At 54.3% G+C, this 13,298-nt stretch carries 10 protein-coding genes and 1 tRNA gene; 7 read left to right on the forward strand and 4 right to left on the reverse strand.

Going from position 1 to position 13,298, the window contains the following annotated elements:
- Positions 1 to 6: 6 nt before the first annotated feature.
- The 5 genes from Pla22_RS13485 to Pla22_RS13505 all read left to right on the forward strand — a co-directional run bounded on the left by Pla22_RS13485 (position 7) and on the right by Pla22_RS13505 (position 4,143).
- Positions 7 to 795, forward strand: coding sequence for a hypothetical protein (locus Pla22_RS13485; RefSeq protein WP_146515074.1), 789 nt, complete (start codon positions 7 to 9; stop codon positions 793 to 795).
- A gap of 123 nt (positions 796 to 918) precedes the next feature.
- Complete coding sequence (locus Pla22_RS13490) at positions 919 to 1,146, forward strand: hypothetical protein (RefSeq protein ID WP_165440642.1); 228 nt, start codon at positions 919 to 921, stop codon at positions 1,144 to 1,146.
- A gap of 429 nt (positions 1,147 to 1,575) precedes the next feature.
- Positions 1,576 to 1,920: a hypothetical protein gene (locus Pla22_RS13495; protein ID WP_146515076.1), complete on the forward strand. Its 345-nt coding sequence runs from the start codon at positions 1,576 to 1,578 to the stop codon at positions 1,918 to 1,920.
- A gap of 203 nt (positions 1,921 to 2,123) precedes the next feature.
- Positions 2,124 to 3,617 carry a DUF1254 domain-containing protein gene (locus Pla22_RS13500; RefSeq protein WP_146515077.1) on the forward strand — a complete coding sequence of 498 codons (1,494 nt, stop codon included), beginning with the start codon at positions 2,124 to 2,126 and terminating at the stop codon, positions 3,615 to 3,617.
- 304 nt (positions 3,618 to 3,921) lie between these two features.
- Positions 3,922 to 4,143, forward strand: coding sequence for a hypothetical protein (locus Pla22_RS13505; protein ID WP_146515078.1), 222 nt, complete (start codon positions 3,922 to 3,924; stop codon positions 4,141 to 4,143).
- Between the two features lie 668 nt (positions 4,144 to 4,811).
- Here Pla22_RS13505 and Pla22_RS13510 read toward each other — a convergent pair.
- Together Pla22_RS13510 and Pla22_RS13515 are read right to left on the reverse strand one after the other, a co-directional pair.
- A tRNA-Met gene (locus tag Pla22_RS13510) sits at positions 4,812 to 4,885 on the reverse strand.
- Between the two features lie 102 nt (positions 4,886 to 4,987).
- A complete protein-coding gene (locus Pla22_RS13515; protein ID WP_146515079.1) occupies positions 4,988 to 5,986 on the reverse strand; it encodes a hypothetical protein in 999 nt (332 codons plus the stop codon).
- A gap of 232 nt (positions 5,987 to 6,218) precedes the next feature.
- Here Pla22_RS13515 and Pla22_RS13520 point away from each other — a divergent pair, with 232 nt between their 5' ends.
- Positions 6,219 to 7,136, forward strand: a complete 918-nt coding sequence (locus Pla22_RS13520; protein ID WP_146515080.1) for an SMP-30/gluconolactonase/LRE family protein — start codon at positions 6,219 to 6,221, stop codon at positions 7,134 to 7,136.
- A gap of 182 nt (positions 7,137 to 7,318) precedes the next feature.
- On the opposite strand, the gene Pla22_RS13525 is transcribed toward Pla22_RS13520, so the two are convergent.
- Both Pla22_RS13525 and sufU read right to left on the reverse strand, forming a co-directional pair.
- Positions 7,319 to 8,608, reverse strand: a complete 1,290-nt coding sequence (locus tag Pla22_RS13525; RefSeq protein WP_146515081.1) for an aminotransferase class V-fold PLP-dependent enzyme — start codon at positions 8,606 to 8,608, stop codon at positions 7,319 to 7,321.
- 61 nt (positions 8,609 to 8,669) lie between these two features.
- Positions 8,670 to 9,122, reverse strand: coding sequence for a Fe-S cluster assembly sulfur transfer protein SufU (gene sufU, locus Pla22_RS13530; protein ID WP_146515082.1), 453 nt, complete (start codon positions 9,120 to 9,122; stop codon positions 8,670 to 8,672).
- Between the two features lie 1,080 nt (positions 9,123 to 10,202).
- Here sufU and Pla22_RS13535 point away from each other — a divergent pair.
- A complete protein-coding gene (locus Pla22_RS13535; RefSeq protein ID WP_146515083.1) occupies positions 10,203 to 13,274 on the forward strand; it encodes a vitamin B12-dependent ribonucleotide reductase in 3,072 nt (1,023 codons plus the stop codon).
- Positions 13,275 to 13,298: the final 24 nt, after the last annotated feature.

Below are 13,298 nucleotides of genomic sequence, written 5' to 3' on the forward strand. Positions count from 1 at the left end.
TGACGAATGGACGGTTTAACTTGGGGCGGTATTGTCAGCTCACTGGTCGCTGCAGCAATTATTGCGTTGGTCGGGTGGCTTGCACCCAAATTGTGGCTGCACTTTAGTACGCGTGTGCGCCCGTGGATCTGGGGCCTTGGGTTCGGTTTTGTGCGCCGATTCTACGCAAACTCGTTCGTCGATGGTGTAAAACGAAAATCTGAGATCCGATCCAGAATCCGCAGCTCAAAGGCAGGCATTTTTGTTGTCGTATCTTTGGTACTGCTTTTCGTCATGCTGTTTGTCTTGATCATCAATGCGGCCGTTTATTACGAAACTATTCTTGATGTTGCAATGTTGCTCGACTCATTGGCAATAAGCGATAAGGAGTTTGTTACGGAGGTGGATCGAATTTTTGAAAACGCCGAGGAACTGGAGCCTTTCATTGATTTAATAGACAGCCAATATACGTTTTACGGGATTTTGGGTGCCTTCTGTACTATGATTACCTTCGGGGCAATTTCGCATATTAGACAGGAATTTAATGCATCGTTAGAAGTGGAATTGAAACGCTTAAACGAATACATGAAAATTTTGGCCTCCAAACAGGAACTCAAAGATTTGGCGATTCTTGAATGCAACGTCCATGACTCGCCTACCGCTGGTGCCTATATTGCAAAGGTCAACAAAATCGCAAGACGCCATGGGATGGAGAGTTTTGACAACCTCTTTCCCATTGTTAGCTTTTTGCGACGATTGGACGACACTTCTGTTGGCAATAGTTCTAACCACACCGGTAACTCTACCGCGGAATAACAAACGGATGCACGCGAAGCCCGGCTTGCGAGCGTGTTTTGAAAAATTGATTATCGTCCGGGCTCGGTGATCCTAACCGTTATCGCACCTTAGTTTTGACCCCCGAAAGTTTCGCCAGCGGCGATGGCTCATCGTTTTGATCATTGCGATGATCACCTCGCGATCAATCGCATGCGTGCCGAAATTGAACGCCTCGAAGCTGAGAAGTCTCGCTTGATCAATGTGGGTGACTATCGATCGGCAGCGAGCGTGTACGACGCAGAATTTGCTGTTCGCGTTGAACTTGATACACTACTACTTCGCGGACGTGAGGACGACGAACCAGGCGATGCATGGGAGTCGCCGAGTTGAGTTTATTGAAGTGGTTACTCGTTCGCGGCAACCACGTGATCGTTACCGTTCGCCAACGATTGAGCATTGAATTGAATCGCAAACAATAGGAGAAGAACAACATGATTTGCGCTTCCAAACCTCTGATGCTGATTTTCGCATTTACCCTTGCGGCCGTCTCAAGAGCTGATTGTTGTGCGGCGATCGTCTCGTTTGACTTGCAAAACGCAAACCCATGATACCCCGCAAATCACATCGTTTACGTCTCGGTGGATTGTCGCTGTAAGGTCAGAGGTCAGGCATTATCATGGCGGATACCGTTGTCGTAAGTCGGAGCGATCGATAATATCGAAGACCGGAGCGGTAAGTATTCAATACGCGAATCGAGAGTCTATGTCGGCCGACTGCTTCACGCGCGTCGTCGGCACAATTGCGTAGTAGTAAACAACCATGAAAAAGCTGACTCTGATTCTTTCTGCTGTTTTATTCGTATTCGGCGCTCTGCTGGCCAGCGCGTTCGTAATGAACAATTTTGCTCCGAGCCCAGTGACGGCTGCAAAGGATCACTCTGTTGATCAAGGATGGGCTGAAAATGAACTTTCGCTTTTGAGTTTCGAAACATCATCCAAAATCGCTGGAAGCCAGGGCACGGTTCGCTTGAAAGGCAGCAAGCCGAACCGTCAGGAGACCATTCGCGTTGAGCTACGGAAATCGCTATTTGGACCAAAGTGGCAGGTCGTGGAATACAGTGCGTCGCTTGTTGAAGAAGATAGTCCCGAAGACGCGAGACCTTAAGCCTCCCGAATAAGATTCCGAGCGTCAATTGGAAGATCCGACGAACCATCGGATGCACGCGAGCGGCGGTGGCCACTGAAAGCCGGAAATCAACCTGAACTCCCGTCGCCTTGTGATGCGGCGTGTTCGCTGCTCAGATCAGTGTTCGATGATACATCTCACGTAATCGCCATGGATTTCCCAGGCAAAAAAAGACTGCACTCATGAAATATTCTCTTTGCATCATAGCATTCTATGCAATCTGGCTGCCGTCGGTTGGCAACGCGCAGGTCAGCCAACACGTTCTCGACTCCATTTCAACTCCGAACGAAGTTGATACCTCAATCGGCACGCTGAAGTTTCTCGACGGTGCGCCGCTCCATGAGACTGCGGAAAAGGTCTACGACTTCCTCGATACGTCTAGGGCAATGGATGCCTTCCTGAAGGGCCAGCCCGCCTGTTCGGTCAAAGGGCTCATAGACGGGGCTCGTTCCATCGGGGCCGTCGAGGCACACGAGGTCATGATTTTCGACAAGCTGATGAACTCGAAGTCGCTCTTTCTGACCGGAAACACATCCACTCTGTATGCTATCCCCGATCTCGACTTAAAGCGGGACGGCCCGACTGTGGTGGAAGTACCGGACAATCTCCTTGGCGCGGCAAACGATGCCTACTTCCGGTACATCAACGATCTTATGAAAGCGGGTAAGTACCTTTATCTTCCACCGGGCTATGAGGGTGAGATCCCCGAGGGCTACACAGTGGTTAGGCCTAGAAGCTACCGAGTTTGGGTTTTCTTGCGCGCCTCGATCGCGGACGGGCTCGGCACGGCCGGCGACTATGTGAAACAAAACCTCAAGGTCTATCCGCTCTCCAAGGCCAGCAACCCGCCTGAGATGAAATTTATCAGCGGCTCGGACAAGTCCTTCAATACCATTCATCCCAACAACGACGAGTTCTACCATCACCTCGATGACATTATCCAGTATGAGCCGTTGGGATGGCTCGACCCAGAGACTCGCGGACTTTTCGCGGCCATTGGCATCGAGAAAGGCAAGGCGTTCGCACCCGACGAGCGGATGAAGAAGATCCTCGCCGACGGAGTGGCGATCGGGAACGCCGCCTCGCGGTCAATCGTCTGGTACCCCCGTTACGACATGAACATGAAGGGCATTCGCATCTATCCCGACACGAACAGTTCGTGGATTATGGGCTTCCTGAACCGGAACGTCTTCTTCGACGGCCCGGACGGGAGAACTATGAATAGCGACGCTCGAGTGATGTTCTACTATTCCTACACCGCCGTGACTCCCGCCATGGCCAAGCCTCGGGAAGGCACCGGATCGGACTATGGCATATCTTACGTCGATGCCGACAAGCAACCCTTTGACGGCAGCAAAACCTACAAGTTGCGAATTCCCGCCGACCCGCCGGTAAACAATTTCTGGGCTGTCACGATCTACGATCCCCAGACCCGCTCGATGCTGCAAACCAGCCAGCCTTTCCCAACCGTCGGCAGCCAGACTAAGGGAATCAAGAAAAATGACGATGGATCGACCGACATCTACTTCGCTCCAACAGCCCCAGAAGGCTATGAGAACAACTGGCTTGAAACCATTCCCGGCAAGAGCTGGTTCGTCATTCTTCGTATGTATGGCCCCCTAAAACCGTGGCTTGATCAGACCTGGCGACCAAGCGAAGTTGAGTTGGTGAAATAGTCCCCACAACCAAAGGGTAAGCACGACGTTTCGGTGACGTATGAACCAGCGGATGCACCTGAGTATTGGTGCCTTGATTACGAAAGATCGCCGCACAGCGCCACGTTACAGTTTGTTGCTGTTCGTTTTGGCATGCACTCTCGTTTCAATGCTTGTCGCGTGGGTCGGAATTACCGGGAGCCCGACAAGAACCCCAGGGTTTCCATTATTCGAAGAACGGCCAATTGCATTCGTTGTACCAGGCCAACTCGTTCATGAGGTCACGCGTGACTTGTATCATGAGCCAACAGGTGTGGCAGCCACTGTGACTTTGCGAATCGAGTTGAGTCACGATCGCGTTCTTTCCTACTCAATCGAGCACTGTCTTGATGACACTGGATCGTATGGCTACCACCTTGCTGATGCCGTGCACCACAAAAATTCGGCATTGTTGTCAGACTACATTCGTTGGAAGATCGACTCCGTAAACGGTTCGGGTGTGACGAGAGACGTGTCCGTCACCCAAGTGGTACCGATCTATCCGTAGCTCCCGTGCCGAACGTTCGTCATTCACGACAATTCTAGCATCGACAAAGATGGAGCACGCAATTATGTCGCCAACACCCTGCCAAGTCGTAGTAGCGAGCGTGTTTCTCTGCTCCATTGCAAGCGGTAATGCGATGGTCGACGATGACAGTTTGATACTTCACTGATCTGGGATTATCTTGCCGTCGTCCCTAGCACGTTGGCTGCAGTGGCGTCGCCGGTCGGTCGCCGCCTTCAAACGGTCGGTCGGATCGGTCGACCCGCCAAAGATGCCACGCACCGCAATCGCAAAGGATGACGTCAGCGTTTCACTCGAACCGCCGCTGTCGTCGCTTGCATCGTTCCCCTTGGAAACCTAGTCATTCGCCAAAGCAAGCAGATTTTTGACGCTTGCCAGTGCACCGGAGATTGACTCGACAGCGTTGCTTTGTGCTGCCTCTTGAACCGCTTCCTGCCTTACGCTTCGTCGTAATGCGTTTTGGCTACGTTGGCTACGGCCATTCTCAGGGTTCCTCAAGCGATGAGGATGATCGGCCACTGGGGTGAATCAGACCCTGGCGGCCTCTTCGATTGGCATAAGTTGTGCACTTCGGTGTGCATTTTTCTGCCAAGCGTGCTATACCACCGCCGGCGCATAAAAAAACCCTGCGAATTGCAGGGTTTCTGAAGTAGCGGCAGAGGGACTCGAACCCCCGACACGCGGATTATGATTCCGCTGCTCTAACCAGCTGAGCTATGCCGCCTTTTGCGAGTCGCAGAGTTTAGCAACTCGGTTTGGACGCTCCAAGCCCACCGGCAGCCGGATTTACGTTCTGCCGAAGAACGATCGTTGGGTCGTGACGATCTTACGGGCGATTGGCGGCTCGATAGGTGTTGGCCTGGATGTCGAGCATGAGCTTGATGCCCTCGGAGGCCGCCAGCATGGTCACGCCCATGGTGGCTCCCATTCCAAATGTCCAGATCCCCGTAAAGATCGCTAACCAGATTGATTCGCCTTGCGAAAGAATGGCTCCCATCATGGCGATTCCCATTAGCAATGATGCCAACATCACCAAAATGGCCAGGCCCTTGTAGATGCGACGGATCAAGTTGAGCATGGGATACGAGTTGCCTTGGCCGCCGTCGTAAGCTTGGCCACCACTCGCGGAAACGGGATTGGCCGTGGCGGCGTAAGGATTATCCGCATCGACGGCACTCTCGGGTGCAGCCTCGGCCGTGCTCTCGCGTGCAGAGCTAGCGATTGAGGGGTTTGCGATTAAGGGGTTTGCACTCGCGGAGGTTGCGATTGGCTGAGGCATCGAAGGTTTCGGATTGGCGATCGTGAAGTCAACGACCTCATCGAGCTTTTCGGAGTCTGCGCCAGCAGCCTGGGATGGCTGGGGTGATTGGACAACTGGTTGCGAAACTGCGGCCGCCTGATTGGCAGCGATGGGATGGGATTGATCGACTGCAGCTTTGACCGCCGGTTGAACAGGCGCCTGGGGTGTTTTGGTCTTGGCCTTGGCTTTGCTTTTGGCCGTGGTTTTGGCCGTGGTTTTAGACTGGGACTTGGCCACTGGTTTCTTATCCGCCACGACAATCGGAGCGATCGACGTTGCCGCAGAGGCCGAGTCGACTGGTTTCAAGAATGCGAACGGGTCGCCCGGTGCGGAGCCGGTTTCGGCGGGATCGTCGGATGGTTTGACGCTCGATTGCGATTCGGGTCGATTGGTTGTCGATTGAGGTTGGGCGACCAGCACCGATTCTTTGCACTCGGGGCAGCGAACTTTCTTGCCCAACGCAGTCGACTTGACCTTCAACGTCTTACCGCACGCGCAGGAAAGCGAAATTACATCAGAAGCCATCAGGGGTCACCGGTTCGAAAGCCTAAAGAATTGCATGTGTCGGATCAGTTTAGATGCAATCACGCGGCGATGGGCAACTGCGTCCGCAAAATACGGCCCTCGCACGGGTCGACCTCGATCGTCTGGCGTTACGACCTCGATCGTCACTTCATCGACGGGCTACTCGCGACGACCAAAACGTGGCAAACTGCGGCCCTCGCGTCAGTTCTTTATCTTTAGCCCAAGCGACACCATGCCTCAAATTCTGCAAGCCCAGCCCCTGGGATTTCCTGACACCGACGACTTGCGTTTCTTGCCCGAAGGCCCCATTCCGCTGGGCGACGGACGGTTTTCATGGGTCGGAATTCAGCATGGATCAGAAGCGAAGACGGGCAGCTTGAACGTCTTTGATTTGGCGACGAAGAAGAACCAACGATACGATTTGCCAGGGCGTCCCGGGTTTGCATTTCCCATCGCTGGAACCACGAAGTTCATCGTCGGTTTAGAACGGTCGCTCGGTTACTTCAACACGGCCGATCAAAGTTGGGAAGTGATTGTCGACGGTATCGATCAAGACGTCACCAACACGATCATCAACGATGGAGTGATGATTGGCGACAACGTGGTGTTTGGTTGCAAGGACTTGGAGTTTGCGACCAAGAAGGCAGGCCTGTATTTTTTCCGCGGCCGTGATAAAGAACTAATCACGCTTCGCAACGATCAAATTTGCAGCAATGGCAAAGCTGTGATTCAGCGCGACGATGAACTCGTGCTCTTCGACATCGATTCACCCACTCGAACCATCGTGCAGTACACGTTGGACATTGACGCGGGAACGCTGAGTGAGCCGACGGTCGTACTTGACCTGACTGATGATCCAGCGGTTCCCGATGGCATGGTTCTGACGCCCGATCAGTCCGGTTTTATCGTTGCCATGTTCCATCCCGGCGACGTTCAGGACGGCGAAACGCGTTGGTACGATCGAGCCAGCGGTGAACTTCGTTGCGTTTGGCAAACCGCTAAGTCTCGGCAAAATACTTGTCCAGCGTTAGTGCCCGTCGGGGATCGGCTCAAACTGGTGATCACGACGGCCGTGGAAAACATGAGCGGCGCAGACGTCGAGAAATGCCCGAACGCCGGGCAGATCTTTGTTGGCGAAACCCAGTGGTAGCGTTTGAAAAGCGTGGGCTTGGTGATGGCGACGCGAGATGGTTTTTTAAACACAAATCGCTCGCCATGGGATGTTCGGCCAGCCCCACACTGCATCGACGATAAGAGATCGAAGCGTGCTGGCGAACGCCCGGTCTTTGCCGACTGTCCCTGTTGGCTATCCCTGTTGGCTACCCTTGCCGGCTACCCTTGCGATCGACGACGTCGTCGACCGCTCGGAGCAAACTTCTTTTTCAGACTCACGATCGCGTCGATTAAACGATCGGCTTCGTCGAGCGTGTTGTAAAAGTAAAAGCTCGCTCGCGTCGTTGAATTTAGGTTCAAGAAATGGTGCAGCGGCATTGTGCAGTGGTGACCGGCTCGCACCGCGATGCCATCGCGATCGAGTGTCTGCGAAACATCGTGAGCATGAATTCCGGGCAAGTGAAAGCTCACGATGCCACCCTTCTTATCCGGAGTCGGCCCAACGATTTGCACGCCATCGAGTGCCCGAAGCGCCGAGTCAGCTCGCTCGCACAATAGATGTTCATGCGCGGCAATGTTGTCCAAGCCAATCGCACGGACGTACTCGATCGCCGCTTCCAAACCGATGGCTTGCGCGATCGGCGGCGTGCCCGCTTCGAATTTGTCCGGCAATGCGGCGCACGTGAAGCCTGATGTGGTGACTTCATTGATCATCGCACCGCCACCGAGAAACGGTGGCATCGCCTCGAGCAATTTTTCCTTACCGTACAAGACACCGATGCCGGTCGGGCCACAGATTTTATGACCACTGAAGGCGACAAAATCAGCGTCCCAGTCCTGGACATCGAGCCGGCGATGCGGAGCACTTTGAGCAGCGTCGACCAGTACGTTTGCGCCACTTTCATGGGCGAGCTGTGTCCATTGGCGGACCGGAAACTCAGTGCCGAGTGTGTTGCTGGCGGCGACAAAGGCAAACAGTTTGGGTTGGTGTTTCGCCAATGCTGCTGCGACAACGTCGGTTTCGATGTTGTAGTTTTCGTCGACGGAAATGAACTCCACACGGCATCCGGTACGCTCGGCAAGTTGATGCCAAGGAACGATGTTGGCGTGATGTTCGGCGATCGTAAGCAGGATGACATCGCCCGACTTAAGGTTTGCGTCGCCCCAAGTTCGCGCGACTGTGTTGATCGACGCGGTAGTGCCAGCGGTGAAGATCACTTCATGCGTGTGAGCGGCATTCACAAACGTGGCGACGGTTTCGCGCGCCCTTTCGTAGCGCGAGGTTGATTCTTCGCTGAGCGTATGAATTCCACGATGCACGTTGGCGTAGTAACGCTCGTAGCAATCGCTGATCGCATCGATCACTTGCCGAGGTCGCTGAGTGCTGGCGGCGTTGTCGAGAAAGGCAAGTGGGGCGCCGCTTGCGACGGTTCGATCTAAAACGGGAAAGTCAGCGCGCAGGCGATCGACGTCTAACGGAGATTCAACGGCTGGCGATGGGATGGTCATGAAGCATTTTGGTTGATGTGATGTGGTGAGAAAGCAGGCATCTGCAACTGGTCACCCGAAGCTATGACTCATCGCCCAGCGTAGGGCCACCGAAGTGAGGTGCGCCGTCGTTGTCATCGTCGTCGTCATCACCCACCGGCGAGTGCACTGCCGATTGCAGGACACGCCATGAAAGCAGACAGCATTTCTGGCGATTGGGCGTTAACTTGGGGCCGAACAAATCGAGCATCTCTTGAGCCGTGAACGCTTGCGCTTCCTCAAGCGTCTTGCCTTCGATCTTCTCGATCAACATCGAAGCCGATGCTTGGCTTATCACGCAACCTTCACCATCAAACCAAGCTTCTTCGATCTTGCCGTCGTCGCTGAGTTTGAGGTCAACGTGGATCACGTCACCGCAAAGAGGGTTCTTGGCCTCATGAGCATGCGTGGCCGTCGCGAGGGCACCGCGATGGTAAGGATCCTCGTAGTGATCGAGGACGTGTTCTTCGTAAATGTCTTGTTCGCTACCGGACATGCTGGGAGGGGTAAAAGAAGGACGAGACGGAATGCTTAGGCATTTAAGTCTACGTAAGGTGTCAAAAATCGACGAGCCCCTGTTGGTGGCATTCCCGAGTTGGTGGCGCCGGTGCGATCTATGTGGAATCGGTGCGATCGCTGGGAAGGAGATCGCTGGTTGTTGGAGTTGAAGTTGGTGGAAGGTCGAGGTGACGTTGGGATCGCCCGAAAGATTGAAACGAAGAAGTTGAAACGGTTTAGGCGAAGCGGAATGTTGCGAAAGCTCCCGTGCCTGAAGGCTGTGGGATGAAGGCTGACGGACCAGCGGGAAACGGCTCAGTCACGCGTCGACGACGTGGGTGATCGGGCTAGTTGCATCTACCCACCATCATTAGGGGGCCAGCATTGGATCGTAAGTCCGTTTTGAGGTCCGGAAAAGTGCGTTCGCTTCAACGGTCTCGAACTGGTGGTGAGCCATGTCGCCGGAGGTGCGAGAATGTGACTGAGCCAGCCCATCGAGCCGTGATTGGCCGATCCAGAATTTTTTCCTTTCCAACAACTTTTCCACCGCCTCACGAAGTTTGCTAGCAAAATTTACTAACTCTTCACGTAGACTGGGTTTAGGTCGGATAGGTAGCGAATTGTGTCAACCTGTTCACTGTTGGCCTGTTCGGCGCAAGTCTCGTTGTGGTTAGTACTTAGGTGTGGTTTTGAAAATGAATTTGACGCACGTTTGGAAATCGCTACGATTCCCACATCACCCACATGTAGTGGCTTTCGATGTCGGAAAGCACTACCGGTAGTGCTTGCAATTCGTTTTGGGGAATCCTTAACGGTTTGACTTGTCACTGCGAGATGGGTTGCGTCGAAGGATTGATGCCTGCGACCAGCCTCCCCATTTCGCAGCCTCAAGGCGCTAGCTAGGATGGGTGACACCTGTTCACGTTCGCACTTATTTTTGGCTGGTTGCCGCCGTTTCGCACGGATTCTTTGCACTGGGGTTTGCACGTGAGCGGTCACGGCTTCGAGGTGCGCGGATTTGCGAGGTTTGGCGTCGGTTCCCGGTCCCACGGATGACACTTTTAGGAGTCTCAAAGTCATGGCCACCGCTTTCTCAACCGCTGACGTTTCCGCCACATCGGGCGACCCAGCCATTCAAAAGGTCAATTCAGAGCACGGCGTCGATTACGCTCGCGAGCGATTCGGCACTCGCCAGCGCCGCGGCAACGCTGGTTTGAAGATTGGCACCAAGTTCTGTCCCGACACTGATCAAACGCCGTTTGAGACGGTTCAGTGGGACCTTCGCAGCGCAGCGATCAAAGACGAGTCGGGCAAAGTTCTGTTCGAACAAACCAACTGCGAAGTTCCATCGTCTTGGAGCCAATTGGCAACCAACGTCGTGGTTTCGAAGTATTTCTACGGCGACCCGGGCAACAGCACCGAGCGCGAGCGTAGCGTTCGTCAATTGATCCACCGTGTCACTCGCACGATCACCGACTGGGGTTTGGCCGATGGATACTTCGACACGCCGGAAGATGGCGATCGTTTCTATCGCGACCTGACGTGGTTGTGCCTGCATCAACACGGTGCGTTCAACAGTCCCGTTTGGTTCAACGTGGGGCTCTTTGCTCAGTACGGTGTGACCGGCGACAAGTGCAATTGGCACTGGGACATGGAAACGCAAACGACCGCGCAACCGGACAACCCGTACGAGTTCCCGCAAGGCTCGGCATGTTTCATCCAGAGCGTGTCGGACAACATGGAAGACATCATGCGTCTGGCTTGCAGCGAGGCGATGTTGTTCAAGTTCGGCAGCGGCACTGGTACGGACTTGTCGACGATCCGCAGCCAACGTGAAAAACTGTCCGGTGGCGGCACCCCTTCGGGCCCACTTTCGTTCATGCGAGTTTACGACTCGATCGCTGGTGTGGTGAAGAGTGGTGGAAAGACTCGTCGCGCCGCCAAGATGCAATCGTTGAAGGTTTGGCACGCTGACATTCTTGAGTTCATCGAGTGCAAGTGGAACGAAGAGAAGAAGGCTCACGCGTTGATCCGCGAAGGCTACGAATCGAACTTCAACGGCGAAGCCTATAGCAGCGTATGTTTCCAAAACGCAAACCTTTCCGTTCGTTTGACTGACGATTACATGGAAGCCGTTCGTGATGGCAAGCAATGGCAAACCCGCTGGGTAACGGATAAGCCGACCGAAGATGCGCCAAGCTACGATGCTCGCGAATTGCTCAACAAAATGGCCGAATGTGCATGGCACTGTGGCGACCCCGGCGTTCAGTACGACACGACGATCAACAAGTGGCACACTTGCCCCAACAGCGGCGCGATCAACGCATCGAACCCTTGCAGCGAGTACATGTTCCTTGACGATACCGCATGCAACTTGGCTTCGATCAACTTGATGAAGTTCGTCGGTAACGATGGCAAGTTTGATTCCGAGCGTTTTTGTGCCGCATCACGTTTGTTCTTCATCGCTCAAGAAATTCTGGTTGATCACGCCAGCTATCCGACCGAGCCGATTGCTCGTAACAGTCATCGTTATCGTCCGCTTGGACTTGGCTATTCAAACTTGGGTAGCGTCTTGATGACAGCCGGAATGCCGTACGACTCGGACGCCGGTCGTGGTGTTTGCGGTTCGCTCACGGCGTTGCTGCATGGTGAAGCCAATCGCACCAGTGCGGAACTTGCCAGTGTTGTCGGTACGTTTGACGGATACTCCGACAACGAAAAACCAATGCTCAACGTCATGCGAATGCACCGTGAAGCATGCGACCAGATCAACGACGATGGTCCAGCCGAATTGAAGGAAGCTGCAACGAAGCTTTGGGACACGGTGTTAGAAGTCGGCGAGAAGTACGGTTTCCGCAACGCCCAGGCAACTGTTTTGGCTCCGACCGGAACGATCAGCTTCATGATGGATTGCGACACCACGGGCATCGAGCCTGACATCGCATTGGTGAAGTACAAGCAGCTTGCCGGTGGCGGGATGCTTAAGATCGTCAACCAAACCGTTCGCCGCGGTTTGCAAACGCTCGGTTACAACCAAGGTCAGATTGAAAACATCTTGGCCTACATCGACGCCAACGACACCATCGAAGGCGCGCCCGAGCTCGATGACGCTCACTTGCCAGTGTTTGATTGTGCATTCCAAGCAGCCAACGGTGTTCGTAGTATCAATTGGCGTGCTCACGTGACCATGATGGCCGCGGCTCAGCCGTTCCTTTCGGGAGCGATCAGCAAGACGGTCAACATGCCTAACGACGTGACGGCCGAAGACATCGCCAATGCTTACGCTTGGGGTTGGGAACTTGGGTTGAAAGCGATCGCGATCTACCGCGACGGCAGCAAGCAATCGCAACCGTTGAACACCAAGAGCGAAGAAGGCAAAGCGGAAGACGCAGCAGCGGCAGCGGCAGCCAAGGTGGTCGAGAAAGTGGTTTACAAGCCGCGTCGCGAACGATTGCCTGACACTCGCCAAAGCGTGACTCACAAGTTCACGATCGCTGGTCACGAGGGTTACCTTTGCGTGGGCCTTTATCCCGACGGACGTCCTGGTGAAATCTTCATCACGATGGCGAAAGAAGGGTCAACGATCGGCGGCATCATGGATAGCTTCGGTACCGCGCTTTCGATCGCACTGCAGTACGGTGTGCCACTGGAAGTATTGGTCAACAAGTTCAGCCACACTCGGTTCGAGCCGATGGGGCACACTTCCAACAAGGACATCCGAATCGCCAAGAGTGTTGTCGATTACATCGCACGTTGGTTGGGCCTAACCTTCATGAGCGGTCATGAGCACGGAGTTCCCACCGGTGACAAGACCAGCAATGGCAACGGTCCCGAGGGCAACGTCGTCGCAATCAACACGAGTTCGGTAATGGAAGGCTTGCGAGAAGATGCCGGTGCCGCAGTGGCGCTTGCCGAGCGAGCCACCTTCATGGCCGGCTTAACCGAGAAGGTGTCCAACAATGGTAATGGCAACGGTCATGCCAACGGTTCCAACGGCCACGCCGAAGCTGATTCCAGTGGCGGACAAGGCGATCAATTTGCTCGATTCCAAATTGATGCTCCAAGCTGTGATAACTGCGGCAGCATCACGGTTCGAAACGGGAACTGCTACCTTTGTCACAATTGTGGCAACAGCATGGGTTGCAGCTAGAGACTTCTTGGCGAACCCAAACGT

It is taken from the genome of Rubripirellula amarantea, assembly GCF_007859865.1.
GTDB lineage: Bacteria > Planctomycetota > Planctomycetia > Pirellulales > Pirellulaceae > Rubripirellula > Rubripirellula amarantea.